At 59.2% G+C, this 14,991-nt stretch carries 12 protein-coding genes and 2 pseudogenes; 8 read left to right on the top strand and 6 right to left on the bottom strand.

The annotated features are described in order from the left end of the window. Positions 1–94: 94 nt before the first annotated feature. A complete protein-coding gene (locus PSH97_RS17965; protein ID WP_305446088.1) occupies positions 95–607 on the bottom strand; it encodes an AAA family ATPase in 513 nt (170 codons plus the stop codon). Positions 608–629: 22 nt separating this feature from the next. After that, positions 630–817, bottom strand: a pseudogene (locus tag PSH97_RS17960) (transposase domain-containing protein); the annotation flags it as partial. A gap of 109 nt (positions 818–926) precedes the next feature. On the opposite strand from PSH97_RS17960, the gene PSH97_RS17955 reads away from it, so the two are divergent. Beyond that, positions 927–1,496, top strand: coding sequence for a DJ-1/PfpI family protein (locus PSH97_RS17955; RefSeq protein WP_305446087.1), 570 nt, complete (start codon positions 927–929; stop codon positions 1,494–1,496). 140 nt (positions 1,497–1,636) lie between these two features. Here PSH97_RS17955 and PSH97_RS17950 read toward each other — a convergent pair whose 3' ends face one another. Beyond that, positions 1,637–2,206, bottom strand: coding sequence for a carboxymuconolactone decarboxylase family protein (locus PSH97_RS17950; protein ID WP_305446086.1), 570 nt, complete (start codon positions 2,204–2,206; stop codon positions 1,637–1,639). 73 nt (positions 2,207–2,279) lie between these two features. Here PSH97_RS17950 and PSH97_RS17945 point away from each other — a divergent pair, with 73 nt between their 5' ends. Next, positions 2,280–2,615 (top strand): winged helix-turn-helix transcriptional regulator, encoded by a 336-nt coding sequence (locus PSH97_RS17945; protein WP_322791088.1) that lies wholly within the window; start codon positions 2,280–2,282, stop codon positions 2,613–2,615. A gap of 110 nt (positions 2,616–2,725) precedes the next feature. Here the strand turns inward: PSH97_RS17945 and PSH97_RS17940 are convergent, their stop codons facing one another. After that, positions 2,726–3,340, bottom strand: a complete 615-nt coding sequence (locus PSH97_RS17940; protein ID WP_305446085.1) for a LysE family translocator — start codon at positions 3,338–3,340, stop codon at positions 2,726–2,728. Between the two features lie 259 nt (positions 3,341–3,599). After that, positions 3,600–3,773 (bottom strand): annotated as a pseudogene (locus PSH97_RS17935) (dienelactone hydrolase); the annotation flags it as partial. 203 nt (positions 3,774–3,976) lie between these two features. On the opposite strand from PSH97_RS17935, the gene PSH97_RS17930 reads away from it, so the two are divergent. Together PSH97_RS17930 and PSH97_RS17925 are read left to right on the top strand one after the other, a co-directional pair. Continuing rightward, positions 3,977–4,618 carry a LysE family translocator gene (locus PSH97_RS17930; protein WP_305446084.1) on the top strand — a complete coding sequence of 214 codons (642 nt, stop codon included), beginning with the start codon at positions 3,977–3,979 and terminating at the stop codon, positions 4,616–4,618. A gap of 179 nt (positions 4,619–4,797) precedes the next feature. Further along, on the top strand, positions 4,798–6,156 hold the full coding sequence (locus tag PSH97_RS17925) for an MATE family efflux transporter (protein ID WP_305446083.1): 1,359 nt from the start codon (positions 4,798–4,800) through the stop codon (positions 6,154–6,156). A 15-nt stretch (positions 6,157–6,171) separates the two neighbouring features. On the opposite strand, the gene PSH97_RS17920 is transcribed toward PSH97_RS17925, so the two are convergent. Beyond that, complete coding sequence (locus tag PSH97_RS17920; protein ID WP_305446082.1) at positions 6,172–6,921, bottom strand: SDR family oxidoreductase; 750 nt, start codon at positions 6,919–6,921, stop codon at positions 6,172–6,174. 315 nt (positions 6,922–7,236) lie between these two features. On the opposite strand from PSH97_RS17920, the gene PSH97_RS17915 reads away from it, so the two are divergent. From PSH97_RS17915 to PSH97_RS17900, 4 genes are read left to right on the top strand one after another with little or no spacing between them, the layout of a single operon-like run. Further along, complete coding sequence (locus PSH97_RS17915; protein ID WP_008008415.1) at positions 7,237–8,028, top strand: YfaP family protein; 792 nt, start codon at positions 7,237–7,239, stop codon at positions 8,026–8,028. A gap of 35 nt (positions 8,029–8,063) precedes the next feature. After that, positions 8,064–9,785 (top strand): DUF2138 domain-containing protein, encoded by a 1,722-nt coding sequence (locus PSH97_RS17910; RefSeq protein WP_305446081.1) that lies wholly within the window; start codon positions 8,064–8,066, stop codon positions 9,783–9,785. Beyond that, positions 9,782–10,420: a DUF1175 domain-containing protein gene (locus tag PSH97_RS17905; protein ID WP_407682157.1), complete on the top strand. Its 639-nt coding sequence runs from the start codon at positions 9,782–9,784 to the stop codon at positions 10,418–10,420. The genes PSH97_RS17910 and PSH97_RS17905 overlap by 4 nt, the downstream gene beginning before the upstream one ends. Then, positions 10,417–14,991 (top strand): alpha-2-macroglobulin family protein, encoded by a 4,575-nt coding sequence (locus tag PSH97_RS17900; protein ID WP_305446080.1) that lies wholly within the window; start codon positions 10,417–10,419, stop codon positions 14,989–14,991. Before PSH97_RS17905 ends, PSH97_RS17900 begins: the two co-directional genes overlap by 4 nt.

Genomic DNA, 14,991 nt, shown 5'->3' with positions numbered 1-14,991 from the left:
CTACCGGACGGATGTGGTAATACCATTCTCGATACCAGCCTGTGCAGCTCGGAGCGAAGGGACTGTGCAGTAAGCGTCTGCTGATCACACCTTGCTACGTTGGGCTTCCAGATAAAAATCGTTTGGTGATCATTGCCACAGCCTCCGCTGGAGAGGTCAGGGCGGTGTCTATGTTAAACGGCGCGTTATCCCACGCCTCGTATTCATGATCCAATACAGACTGCCAGGTTGGTGGCGTCAGCCCGGGAATATCAATCTTCCTGTTTTCTACCCGTCGCTGGTGTTCATGTTTATCAGAGCAAACCACCTGGATATTCACTAATGGAGCACCAGCGCGTGTGGCGATTTCGCTCCACGCCTTTCGGCTTTCGATGACTGGGTTAACACAGTCGACTATGACCGTGCTGCCAAAACGAAGATTGCTCAGAGCAAGCTCATTAGCGACCATGTAACCGCTCCGACCCACGTCTTGTGCCAGAGCACCGGAGTTTCGGATAGCCTGCTCAATCGTATCGATCCGCAGATACACGGCACTTGTTCTGGTGGCAAGGTCACTTGCGATAGTCGTCTTTCCGGTACCCGGAAGGCCGCTGAAGACAATGAGCATTTTATGTCCTTCGGTTAGTGAGTTAATCCAGTCGAGGTGGTTGCCAGTTATGCGGCAGCAATAGCGCAATCTCACTCGCCCGTTGAGTCGGCAGGCGCGTGAGAACATCCTTCAGATAAGCATACGGATCATGCCCATTGAGCCGTGCCTGGAGCTCATGATCGCCGCACGTTTACCGCTGCGCAACGAGCCAGCAAACAGCCAGTTCGACACTACATAACCGGCAACTGTCGACCGAGGCTGTGTAAAAACGTAAGCAGTCGTTGAGATCTATTTGTTGTCATTCTATGTTATTCGTTTCCATGGAGGATTCTGACTGATGGCACGCGTGGGCTTGATACTGACACCCGGTTTTGCGGACTGGGAATACGCTTTCGTTGCAGGAACCGCATCCCCGTTTTACGGGATCGACGTCAGGTTTTTCGCCTCTACTACGGGGCAGTTCCGCTCGCAGGGTGGATTGGCTGTAACGGTGGATAGCAGCTTGCAACAATGCCTGGACTGGAAGCCGGACGTTGTGGTCGTCATCGGTGGAATGATCTGGGAACGCGCAGATGCACCGGATATTCGGGACTTTCTTCATGCTAGTCGTTCAGGAGGAGCGACAATTGCCGGTATCTGCGGGGGAACGCTGGCACTTGCGAGGGCCGGGCTTCTCGACACGATTTCTCATACCTCGAACAGCGCTGAATTCTTACAACACAATGCCGTAGGTTATGAAGGCGCCGCGCTTTATCGAAGCAGCCAAGTAGCGGTAGTTGCCGACCGCATCATAACTGCTCCAGGCCCTGCACCCGTTAGCTTTACCTGCGCAGTGTTCGAAGCTGCCGGACTCTCTTCAGAGAGCGTTTCGCAGTTCAGGTCATTGTTGGCAGCGGAACACAGGTGACCGCTTCGTCCTGAAAAATAGTCGATCAGGTGATGTTCGAGTGTCCGCTCTTGGCCGATTGCTACTCTTCGCCAAGGGCCGCAATCGATCCATAGCTGCCCTTCGCGGGGCAGCTCATGACCAGAAAGCGAGTCGTCAGCCTAAGACGATTGCGCTGCTTCATGCCGAAAATCACGGAATCTCGCCGCGTTTGGTTCAAGGGCAAGGGTCAGGCTATTGGCGATATACGATACCGTTCGATAGAAGCCCGCCAGCATCAGCAGTTCAAGGATTTGATCATCATCGAGGTATCGTCGAGTGGCCTGAAATTCCGCTTCAGTCAAGGTAGCGCGATTGTGCAGGGCATCAATAGTAGCCAGCAGCACCGCCTCTTCCTCCGTCCAGTGCTCCGCCCGGAGCGGATAATCCAAGGTGTGGCCGATATCGTCTCTCGTCAATCCGGCCCGCTCTGCGAAAGCCATAACGTGCACACCCCACTCATATTCGCATCCGGTAAGTGCGCAGACCCTATTGATGATTAGCTCCCGCTGACGAAGCGTCAGCAGGTTTCCATCCAGCAGTGAACCAGCCGTGAACTTCTGCCATGCCCTTTCGCTGGTGGCGATGGTGGTGAACAACAACAGTGGTGGGACGCCCTCTCCCATTATTTTGTCAAACGTCGCCTGGAGGCCTTGCGTGTAGGGTTTTTCGAGTGTTTTGATTCGAGTCATGATGTACCCTTCGCTATCAAATGTGTAGCGCTAGTATTTGCTACATTATCTGTAGCGAGCAAGGGCCATATGCATGAATGATGATCATAGCTTGGGTTTGCAAATGATGAGTGGGCGGCGCCCAATCATGGCACTTTTGGATGTGCTCGGACAGAAATGGGCGTTGAGGATCCTTTGGGAGCTTCAGCACGGTTCACTCAGTTCCCGTGCACTGCGAAGTGTGTGTGGCGATATCTCGCCCACTGTCTTGCAAAGTAGGGTCAACGAACTTCGTGGGGCAGGTTTCATTGAGTCAAACGAGGGCGGTTACGGGCTCACTCCACTGGGTATGGAGCTCTCGGAGTCGTTCTTCCCTCTGTATAGATTCGCCAATAAATGGGCTGATTCATTGGGCAAAAATAAGGTTTGATTCCTGGTGGGATGTCCCCCTTTCGGGGTGTAAGGAGCCAACGGCGAACGTCTGCATTTGGCCGATTGCTGCCTGTCCATAAGGGCAGTTCTTGCATCACAGAACAAGTTCTAAACCAGCTGGCGGATCCCCAGAGACAAAATCAAACCACCGCACAGTCGATCGATTGCTTTTTTCCGACCTTGATACCCAGCAGCAATCTTAGGCTGCGATAGAGCGATTGCGACCATTCCATACCAGGTCATTGAAACCACCACTACAACTGCCAGCATCGACAAAAACGTGCCTGACGAAACGTGAGCGGGGGCTGCGGCTGAAAAGACAGCGGCATAAAAGGCCATGGACTTGGGATTGCCTATGTTGGTAATCACCCCCTGAAAAAAAGACTGCCTGCAACTACCGGCGACGGCATCATTTAGCGGGCCAAGCGCATTCTTCCCTGCGTTGATCAGCAGTCGAAATCCGAACCACATCAAGTAGGCAGCCCCCAGAACCTTTACAACAAGCGCAGCCCAAGGGAGCGCAGCAAATACAATCCCGAGACCTGCAATTGCACAGGTGGACCAGAACAAGTTGACCAGTACGATACCCGCTACCAAGGCCAGAGCTTCTAACCGTGTTGCAGACACCGCTTTATGGACCACTGCGACAAAATTCGGCCCTGGGATAACGACACCGGCAAGGTAGACCAAAAAAACTGTCAAAACGGCAGAACCATCGATCATGTGCTTCCTCGCGAGTCCTGTGGACGGAACCATCCCTTAGTATTGCTGATCGCCATTGGGCGCTGAGTGCCCGGCTCATTCTCGACGATGAGTGTGCGGGCTGTCGAGCGACCGATTCTGGCCGTTATCTGCCTGTAGCAAAGGGCAGCAACTGACCCAGAGCGCTCATCCCTGGCCAACCGTTCTGACAGATTGCGCGGGCGCTGAAACTGCTCCTGCGGGGTTTTAGTTGAGCTGCGGCAGTTCCTGTACCACGAGTTTACAAACTGTTTTCTTTGTAGATGGATGACTGAAGAAACTCTGCAATCAGCGATGTAATCTGCTGTTGAATCATCCCGCGCGGGCGAGCGCTGTCGCCATCCCGGCAAATGATGCCATCGCCTGGTACTTCTTCTTCGAGCATTACCTGCGCGCCAGGTTTGCACACCGACATGTTCGCGGTCTTTAGTGAGAAGGCTGAACGTCCGTATATGGACTCCTCCTCGTTGCAAGCCTCCTTTGCTTTGGCGCCCGATTGCTGGCGGTGGGCAAGGAGTGCTATCAATCCAAATACCGTCTGGGAAACCGAGCACCACTTAACTTGTTGTCCCGCTCGTTCCTGTAACATACCAGCCCCCACCACGACGAGCTTTGAAAATGGATTCTCACTCGATTCTGACTTTTACACTGGTCGCCGCGATTGCCATCGCCAGCCCAGGGCCTGCGACCTTGATGGCGATCAACAATAGCCTGGCCCATGGGCAGCGCAGCGCCATATGGTCATCGCTCGGCAACGCCAGTGGCCTGTTCTGCCTGTCGTCCGCTGCCATGCTGGGGCTGGGGGCGCTGCTTGCCAGTTCCGAATGGCTGTTCAACATGGTGAAGTTCATCGGTGCCGGTTATTTGTTCTACCTGGGCATCAGACAGTTGTTCAAAAAGGGCCCGATGCTCCCGGACGGGATTCAGGACGACTTGAAGAAAAGCCGGCCGACTCGTTCCAAACTGTACAAATCGGCCTTCCTGACGGCGGTGACCAACCCCAAGGCGACGATGTTCTTTACCGCGTTGTTCCCGCAGTTCATCGATCAGAGTGCAGCATTGCTGCCGCAATTTCTGATCCTCACCTCGATCTTCATGGCATTGTCGGTGTCGTCCCTGAGCCTCTATGCCGCGCTCGCCTCGCGGGCCAAGGGTGTGCTGACCCGGCCTGCGCTGTCCCGCTGGGTCAGCCGGGTGGTGGGGTCGACATTCATCGGTTTCGGTGCTGCTATCCTGACCATGCGGCGGCAGGCGGCGTAGGGGCGTCGGGCTTGTAATTCCGGTAACAGGGAAGGCCGTTACCGGCCCGCACACAAAAAATCTGACAGTCCCGCAGACATTACTTCTGCTCCCCAAATCCGCAAAACAGGAGCGCGTTATTCCCGGTTCCGTAGCGTAGAATTTCCCAAACGCCAGCCCCCACCCGAGACGGAACCTCAATGCAAACCCCCACCTCCCAACACCCCCTCTGGCAAACCTACCTCCTATTCCTTGCCCCCATGGTCCTCTCCAATTTCCTCCAATCCATGTCGGGCACCATCAACAGCATCTACATCGGCCAAATGCTCGGCACCCAAGCCCTTGCGGCGGTATCAGGCATGTTCCCTGTGGTGTTCTTCTTCATCGCCTTGGTCATCGGCCTCGGCGCTGGCGCCGGGGTGTTGATCGGTCAAGCCTGGGGCGCTCGCGAGTTGCACTTGGTGAAGGCCATTGCCGGTTCGACGTTGCTGTTGGGGGCGATGATCGGGTTGGTGGCGGCGGTGTTGGGCAGTGTGTTTGCCCGGCCGGCGTTGCAGGGTTTGGGCACGCCGGTGGATGTGCTAGACGATGCGGTGGCGTATGCGCATGTGATGATGTGGATTTTGCCGTCGTTGTTGGTGTTTGTGTTGTTCACGCAGCTGCTGCGTGGGGTGAGCGATACGGTGTCGCCGTTGTTGGCGCTGGTGGTGTCGACGTGTGTCGGGCTGGCGCTGACGCCGGCGTTGATTCTCGGGTGGTTGGGGCTGCCGCCGATGGGGATTCAGAGTGCGGCGTGGGCGGGGTTGGCGGGTAACTTGTCGGCGATGGGGTGGCTGGCGTGGCGGTTGATTAGCAAGGGGCATCCGTTGGCGCCGGATCGGGAGATGTTTGCGGCGATGCGGCTGGACATGGAGATCCTTGGCAAGGTATTGCGCATCGGGCTGCCGACCGGGTTGCAGATGGTGGTGCTGTCGTTGTCGGAGCTGGTGATCCTGGCGCTGGTGAACCAGCACGGTTCCCAGGCGACGGCGGCGTACGGGGCGGTGACGCAGATCGTCAATTACGTGCAGTTCCCGGCGCTGTCGATTGCGATCACGGCGTCGATTCTCGGTGCTCAGGCGATTGGGGCAGGGCGGCTTGAGCGCATGGGGCCGATTTTGCGCACGGGGCTTTTGATCAACGTGTGCCTGACCGGTGGCCTGGTGGTGTTGGGTTATCTGCTGTCGCACTGGTTGCTGGGGTTGTTCCTCACGGATGATTCCACCCGGGCGATGGCCGAACACTTGTTGCACATCATGCTCTGGAGCCTGTTGGTGTTTGGCTTCCAGGCGATTGTCGGCGGCATCATGCGCGCCAGCGGCACGGTGTTGGTGCCGGTGGCGGTTTCGATCGTTTGTGTGGTCGGGGTGCAGTTGCCGATGGCGTACCTGCTGGATGTGCGCTTCGGGCTGCAAGGTGTGTGGATGGCATTTCCGGTGGCGTATCTGGGCATGCTGATGCTGCAGACGCTGTATTACAAAATGATCTGGCAGCATCAGAAGATTGAGCGGTTGGTGTAGGGCCTCGCTTGAGTATCAAACGCTGCTCTTGAGCCAGGTCTCGAAGCGCGTCGGCCCGATGATGGGGTGCTCTCCCGGCGTAAGCGAATGGTCATCGATCGGCGCACCGAAGTAGGGGACCGTGTCGTCCGCTTGGGCCTGGCGCGGGTCGTTGGTGTGTTGCAAAAACAGGCGCACGAACTCCACCAGCGGCCAGCGCTCAGGGCCGGCCACTTCCAGGGTCTGATTGCTCGGTGCTTGCACGGCGACCTTCGCCAATGCCATCGCGACATCGACCGCGGCAATCGGTTGTAGCTCGGCGGAGGTCAGGCGCACGGTGTCGCCTTCCTGCACGCCGGAGTGCGAAATCGCCCCGATGAATTCGAAGAACTGCGTGGCCCGCAGGATGGTGTAGGGGATCCCCGAGTCCTTGATGAGTTTTTCCTGCGCCATTTTTGCCCGGAAGTAACCGCTGTCGAGCATGCGCTCGGTGCCCACCACCGACAGGGCGACATGGTGTTTGATGCCAGCGGTTTTCTCGGCGGCGAGCAGGTTACGCCCGCAGGTTTCGAAGAAGTCGAGCACGGCAGCGTCTTCGAAGGAGGGCGAGTTGGCCACGTCGACCACCACGTCGGCGCCTTGCAAGGCGTCTTGCAATCCCTCGCCGGTGAGGGCGTTGACGCCCGTGCTCGGTGATGCGGGCAGGGTTTCATGCCCTAGGTCTTGCAGGTTTTTGCAGAGGTGCCTGCCGATCAGCCCGGTACCGCCAATGATGACGATTTTCATGACGAGTCTCCCGATGCGTGCGCAGAGATTGCGGTGTGTCTGCCTGGCTTGTAATCCTGGAACCATTAAAGACCTGGAATGAGCTTAATGGCTGCGGGGGTGAGAACTTGTTTGTGTTGTCCGATAAATGGTTCGATTGGCGGGTGTAAGTCGGCGGCCATCGGCTTATTAAAAAAGCCGCTATAGACAGAAAAAGATCGGAAAATTGCACTGCTGGCAATGTTATATTGCCGGCCTCTGGCCTAATGCCAGTCAAACCAATAACGCGTCGAGGATCGGGCGCCAGGTTTCGTTATGCATGGCAGGAGGCGTTACATGCGTTGTGTTCTTTCACTGCTGATCACGCTGGTCTGCGCCCAGGTGGCATGGGCCGAGCCCACGGCCGAGTTGTCGGAGCCGGTGGGCGGCTGGCGCTATCACGGCCTGCTGGACCGCAGTGAAAACCCTCGAGTCGCCTATCCCACGCCGCCCATCGACCGCGGCGTGCAGCGCAATCGCACGATGATCGAAGGCCAGCTCAAGGCCCTCGGCACCCTACGACCGCCCCACAGCCTGGCGGTCAACGGCAATCCCCTGAATCTGTACACCGACGACCAAGGGCGTTTCGCCCGGCCGTATGCGTTCGGCGCCGGGTCCAACAGCGTCGAAGTGCGCAGTTCCGAGGGCAAGTCGCTCAAACGCGTTCAATTCTATGAAGCCAACAACCTGCGCACGCCGGCGCGCATTCGCGTGGTGCTGGGTTGGGACGATCCCAAGGCCGAACTCGATCTGCACATCATTACCCCCGACGGCCAGCATGCGTTCTGGGCTCGGCCGGCCATGAGCAATGGCGGCGGCCTGGACCCGGACGGGGTCGATGGCCCCGGCCCGGAAATGTTCACCATGACCGCGCCGATGCATGGCACTTATCTGGTTTACGTGAACTATTGGGGCAACTTCGGCAGCGGCGGCTATAACTTCGATGAGACCAGCAACCAGAACGAGGTGATCACCTCGCAGATCAATCTGGTGCTCAACGAAAACACCGTCGACGAAAAACGCGAGACCTTCATCGTGCCCTTGCGGGCGATCGGCGACCTGCTGCTGGTCAAGACTTTCAACTATTAAACATCCCGCACCACGGATGAATTGGGTTTGTGAACATGAGTGATAACACTGTATCCCCGGCCGTTTCCCCAGCAGCCGAACCGGCCGCCAACACTTCCCGTCGCTGGCCGGCGCTGGTAATCGGGCTGTGCCTGGTGGCCGGCGTGGCGGGCGGGTTGGGTTGGTTCCTGAACAAACCCAAGGCTCCGCCTGCGGAACTGGCCAGTGACAAACTGGGCATGAGCCGGCCGGACGGTCTGCTCGAAACCCACTCCCTGAGCCAACTGCCGAAGGATCTGCTGGCGGTGCCGTTTCTCAAGGAAACCCTGACCGAAGATTTCGTCTTCTATTACGAAGCCCACGCCGACCGTCTCGGTTTGATTGGCAGTCTGCGGCGGATCATTTACGAGCATGACCTGAAGTTGCAGGACAGCCTGATCGAGCAGCTGTTCGATCAACCGGCGGATGTGGCGCTGTGGCGCGGGGCGGATGGGCGTCTCAAGGATTTCCTGTTGGTGATGGATCGCGGTGGGTTGGCCAAGGTGCTGGAGCCGCTGGCGAAAGTGGCGCTGGGTGATACGCAGCTGAGCAAGCTGGCTGAAATCAAAGTCGCCGGCGATGTGGTGCCGCTTTATCAACTCACCTACAACAACAGCAAAGCGCTGCTGTTCGCCTCTCATGGCGACAAACTGGTGGTGCTGTCCAACCCGGCCAAGCTTTATGAAGCCGGCCACGGTCCAGTCGACGAACCCGGCATGGTATCGACCGAATCGCTGGAAGCACTACTCGGCGGCCAGAAACTCTTCCCCGAAGCCTTCGGCCTGCAACCCCGCGCGCCCGAGGTGAAACAACGCCTCTCGGTCAACTCCAGCGTTCTGGCCATGGGTTACCAGCGCTTTATCCCGAATTTCGCCGGCCTGCGATTCGACATGGACGACAAGGGCTGGCACAGCTTCCTCGCCATGGATGAACTGGAAAACCAGCCAGACTTCGACTTCAAACCGATCTGGCAAGCCATGCCCATGGGCGCCAGCGCCTGCGTCGCCTTGCCACTGGCCGCTGAACAACAGAAACCGCTGCTGGTGAAACTCGGTGCCGACGACGCCGTGGCCCAGGCCCTGACCGAACACATGGCCGGTGCCGCCGGCCTGTGCTGGTACGCCGATTCGCGGCTGTACACGCCGCTGCTGGTGGCCAGCCTGAATGACGATGACAGCGCCAAACTCGACGGCGACCTGGGCAACCTGTTCGGCTCGATGGTCGGCGCCTACGAAGGCAAGGTCGCTGAGCATGCGTTCCCGGTGGTCGAGAAACAGGAAGGCCAGACCCATCAGTGGCAGCGCCAGGTCAGCTCCAACTTCGGCCCCTATAAAGCCAAGGATGCCGAGCAACCGGACGCGATCACTGGCAAAGCCTTTATGCGCGTAAGCCTGGCTCGCCACGGTTCGACGCTGCTGTTCTCCCTCGACGACAAATTGGTCGACAAAGCTCTCGGCACCCTCGACAAACGCTTCCCACCGCTGGCTGACGTGCTGCCGAAAGACCTGCTGATGCCGATCTATTTCGGCCCGGATTCCATGGCGCAACTGATGCAACAGGAAACCCTCGACAGCCTGCCGCAGGACATGGAACCGGTGTTTTACAACGCCGCGCAAACCTATCTGATCCCGAAACTGCGCACCCTCGGCGGCTATGGCAAGTACGCCCTGACCTTGCCCAAAGGCAGCGAGCCCGACGGCCACTGGCAGTGGCTGCCGCTGGAGTGGAAAGCCCTGTGACCGCACTCATCCGAGGCCTCGGCCTGCTGGCGTTGCTGCTGGGGACTCGCACCTTTGCCAGCGAAGCCCCGGCGCTCGACCCGCAGCAGTCCCAGGTATTTCGCGCCTGGTTCGTGCGCATCGCCCAGGAACAACTGACCCAAGGCCCGAGCCCGCGCTGGTATCAGCAGGACTGCGCGGGGCTGGTGCGATTTGCCGCCAATGAAGCGCTGAAAGTCCATGACGACAAATGGCTGCGCAGCAACGGCCTGTCCAATCGCTACCTGCCGCCGGAACTGCAACTGAGCGATGCCCAACGCGGCCTCGCCCAGCAATGGCAGCAGGGCGGCGGCAAAGTCGGGCCTTACGTTAACGCGATCAAACTGATTCAGTTCAACAGTCATCTGATCGGCCGTGACCTGTCCCAGGCCCGGCCCGGCGACTTGATGTTTTTCGATCAGGGCGACGACCAGCACCTGATGATCTGGATGGGCCGTTTCATCGCCTATCACACCGGCACTACCACCCCCACTGACAACGGCATGCGCTCCGCAAGCCTGCAACAACTCATGACATGGAAGGACACCCGATGGATACCCGACGCAGCCAACCCCAACTTCATCGGCGTCTATCGACTGAACTTCCTCTCCCAATGATCGGTGCCCGCATGCTGCGCATTTGCTCTCGAATTCCATTGTTGTTGGCGTTGGTGCTGCCCTTGTCGGCGGTGAATGCCGAAGACACCGTCGAGCCGAGCGGCTACACGCCGGTGGCCGGTGAAAGCTTTTTCCTGTTGGCCGACAGCAGTTTCGCCAGCGACGAACAGGCGATGGTTCGTCTCGAAGCGCCGGGCCGCGATTACCGCCGGTTCCGCATGGAGCCTTACGGCGGTGCGGACATTCGTGTGTATCGCATCGACAAGCCGCTGGATTTCCTCAAGCGCCAGAAGAACCTGCACCGCGTGGTCAGCGACGGCCAGTTCAAGGGCGAAGGCCTGTCGAACACCCTCGCGTACCTGTGGGACAACTGGTACCGCAAATCCCGTCGGGTGATGCAGCGGGCTTTTTCCTACGAGTCGCGCAAACAAGTCACCGAGGAAGTGCCGGAACTGAAGATGGGCACCGCCATCGCCGCGCCAACGCCCTACGACGCTCAGCCGCAATTCGCGTTGATTCCGGGCCTGCCGGTGGTCAGCCAATTCCGTTATCCGCTGTGGCAAGCCAAGCCGATCCAGCCGCCTGAGGGCGTGAACCTGGCCGGTTCTTCCAGCGAGTTCGTCAGTGTTTCGCCGGGCAACGTGTACATCCCGTTGGGCAACCTGAAACCGGGCCTGTACCTGGTGGAAGCGCTAATCGGCAAGTACCGCGCGACCACCATGGTTTTCGTCTCCAACACCGTGGCCGTGAGCAAGATTGCCGGCGATGAATTGCTGGTGTGGGCCGCGCGCAAACACGAAGGCAGTTCGGTGCCCAAGGTCAATGTGCTATGGACCGACGGCCTGGGCGTGATGAGCAGTGGCGCTACTGACGCCGACGGTTTGCTGCGGCTGAAACACGTCAGCCCGGAGCGTTCATTCGTGATTGGCGAAGACGAAGAGGGCGGGGTGTTCGTCTCCGAGAACTTCTATTACGACAGCGAAATCTACGACACCAAACTCTATGCCTTCACCGACCGACCGCTGTATCGGCCGGGGGATTGGGTGTCGCTGAAAATCGTCGGCCGCGAGTTCAAGAATGCGCGGGATTCCGTGGCGCCGACTGCTGCCGACGTCAATGTGACCGTGCTCGACGCTACCGGTACCGCGCTGCAATCGTTGGCGCTGAAGCTTGACTCCAAGGCTGGCACTCAGGGCCGTTTCCAGTTGCCGGACAACGCGGTGGCGGGCGGCTATGAACTGCGTTTCAGCTACAAGGATCAGGCCTACAGCAGTGCCTTCCGCGTCGCTGAATACATCAAGCCGCACTTCGAGATTTCCCTGAACCTGGCCAAGCAGGATTACCGCACCGGTGAACCGGTGAAGGGCAGTCTGGTGTTGCTGTACCCGGACGGCAAACCGGTGGCTAACGCCAAGTTGAGCCTGAGCCTGCGCGCCCAGCAACTGTCTATGGTCGATAACGAGCTGCAATACCTCGGGCAATTCCCGGTGGAACTGACCAGCGCCGAACTGACCACCGACGCCAAGGGTAACGCGAGCCTCGATCTGCCCGCCGCCGAGAAACCGAGCCGCTACATGCTCACCGTGTTCGCCAGCGATGGCGCGGCGTATCGGGTCAAGACCACCAAGGAAATTCTCATCGATCGCGGTGCCGCCAGTTTCCGCTTGAGCGCGCCGCAGCGGTTCAGCGCGGTGGGTGGCAAGGTTGCATTCAGCTATGCCAACGAAGGTGGCAGCGAGCAGAGCAAAGCGGTCAACCCGAGCAGCTACAGCTGGGTGCGACTCGAAGATCAAACCACTGGCGAAGGTAAACTCGCCGCCAAAGATAAAGGCTTCACCCTGGCCTTCGACCGTCCAGGTACTTACAACCTGACGCTGAAAGATGATCACGGCCGTGTGCTTGGCGCGACCGGTCATTCGGTCACTGGTGATGGCGTCAAAGCCGTGCCCGGCACTGTGGAAATCGTCCTCGATAAACCCGAGTACAAGGCCGGCGACGAAGCACTCGCGTTGATCACTTTCCCCGAGCCGATTATCGATGCGCTGTTGTCGCTGGAACGCGACAAGGTCGAGGCCACGGCGCTGCTGTCCAAGGGCAGCGACTGGCTGAAGATGGAAAAACTCAGCGACACCCAATACCGCGCGCGCATCCTGGTGAAGGACAGCTTCGCGCCGAACCTGACCTTCTCCGTGCTCTATACCAAGGGCGGTCAGTACAGCTTCCAGAACGCCGGCATCAAGGTAATCGCGCCGCAAATCGACGTGGCCATCGCCACCGATAAAGAGGCGTATCAGCCCGGTGATACCGTGTCGGTTGACCTGACCACCCAGTTCGCCGGCAAGCCGATTCCGGCGCACCTGACGGTCAGTGTGGTCGATGAAATGGTCTACGCGCTGCAACCGGAAGTCGCGCCGACCATCGACCAGTTCTTCTATCACCCACGCCGCAACAACGTGCGCACCAGCGCCAGTTTGTCGTTCATCAGCTACGACGTGGCATTGCCGGGCAGCCCAGGCGCACCGGGTAAAGCCAACCGCAGCGAGCGCGGGGTGAAAGTGTTGGAGCGACCACGTCGTGAAGACGTCGACACCGCTGCATGGCAGCCTGAATTGATCACCGATGCGAATGGCAAAACCCGCTTCACCTTCAAAATGCCGGACTCCTTGACCCGCTGGCGCATCACCGCCCGGGCCATTGCCGATGACGGCCAGGTCGGGCAGAAGAAGCAATTCGTGCGTTCGGAAAAACCGCTGTACCTGAAGTGGAGCGGCCCGACCAGGTTCCGCAACAGCGACAAACCGGATCTCGGTGTGTTTGCTTTCAGCCAGGCTGAGAAACCGGTCAAGGCTGAGCTGGTGATTCATTACGCGGGCGCCGAACAACGGGTGCCGGTCACGTTGAACAACGGCATCAACTACATCGCATTGCCAGCGTTCACCGTGGCCAATGGCGAGTGGACCGCCGAGTTGGTGCAGGACGGTAAAACTGCTGACGCCCTGGCCGTGCGCCTGACTGCGACCGGCGAAGGCTGGCAGGTGACTCAGAGCCAGAGCCTGGACGTGGCCAGCGGTGATACACCGTTGACCTTGCCGGCCGACGCCACGGATATTCGCCTGCGTCTGGATGACAGCCCGCAAGCACTGTTCCGTTCGGCGCTTGATGATCTGCTGAGCTATCCATACGGCGGCGTCGAACAGACCGCCAGCCGTTTGCTGCCGTTGAGCATCGCTTATCCGACCTTGTCGTCGAACCCGCAGATCCGCGATCGCTTGCGTTTGATCATGCAAAACAGCCGCCTGCGGCTGGTGCAAATGGCCGGCCCGTCGGCGAGCTTCACCTGGTGGGGCTATGACGGTGAGCCGGATGCGTTCCTGACCGCTTACGCCTATTACGCCGACTGGCACGCCAGTAAAGCGCTGGAACTGAGCCTGCCGCCGGAGCATTTCCAGCGGGTGCTGGAGGTGTATGCCAAGCAGGCGCAGAACACGCCGCTGTTGCAGCGGGCGTTGATTCTGTCGTTTGCCAAACAGATGCAGTTGCCGGTGAACACGCTGCTCAGCGGTTTGATCGACGACTTGGTGAAAGCCGGCGAAGGCCATGCGGCCAGCATGATGGACGATGGGGAAGAAAGCCTGGTCATGAGCGATCCGGATTCGGCGTTGGGGCTGGCCAGCGCTCGGGTGCTGACCGCGTCTTTGGCGCGTCAGGCCAAGGTCAATCTGCCGTCGGCGTTCAATGGTCAATTGGACGTTGCGCAACAACAAGTGGCCGCCAGTTCTCAACCGTTTGTCGAAGCGCTGAACCTGTCGCTGCAAGCCTTCGATCAGGCTCACGCTCAAGCGTTGTTGCAACGTCTGTTGCCACAGCAATCGACCCTGGAACGCGCCTTGGCGCTGACCTGGCTGCAACGCAGCATCGAGCAGGCCTCGCCGACCATCGCGCTGGCGCCAGGTGAGGGCTGGAAGAAACAACACAGTGCTACCGGTGAGATGTATTGGACGTGGCAGGGTGCTTCACCCGTGCCGGCAGTGTTGTCGCTGACCGGGGAGCAAGAACGCCCGCTTCGAGCCGCGTTGAGCTTCCAGAGCAAGCAACCGCCAGTGGACCCGATGGCCGTGACCATCACTCGTCGTCTGTCGCGTCTGGTGCCGGGTGACGAAGCGTTCGAATTCAAACTCGAAGCGGTCGGCAGCAAACCGCTGTCCAGCGACAGCCTGTACCTGGACGAAGTGATCATCACCAGCAAGGCTGCGAAACCGCTGCGCTACGGCATGCTCGAAGTGCCGCTGCCACCGGGCGCGGACGTCGAGCGCACCACGTGGGGCATCAAGCTGATGGGCAAGGCCGGCACCGAGCCGACCGCGCTGGAGAAGGCCCGTTTCGAGCCGGGGCAACTGGCTTACGCGATCCCCGTGGATGCCTTGAGCGGTGAATTGCGCCTGCGTCATCTGGTGCGTTTCTCGCAAAAGGGTCAGTTCAACCTGCCGCCGGTGCGCTTCACGCAGGTCTATGCGCCACAGCATCAGGCCCAGGAACAGAAACCGGCGCTCGGTCAGGTCACGGTTCACTGA

It is taken from the genome of Pseudomonas cucumis (assembly GCF_030687935.1).
Lineage (GTDB): Bacteria > Pseudomonadota > Gammaproteobacteria > Pseudomonadales > Pseudomonadaceae > Aquipseudomonas > Aquipseudomonas cucumis.
The sequence above is the reverse complement of the archived record's forward strand: the minus strand, read 5'-3'. Positions and strand labels throughout refer to the sequence as shown.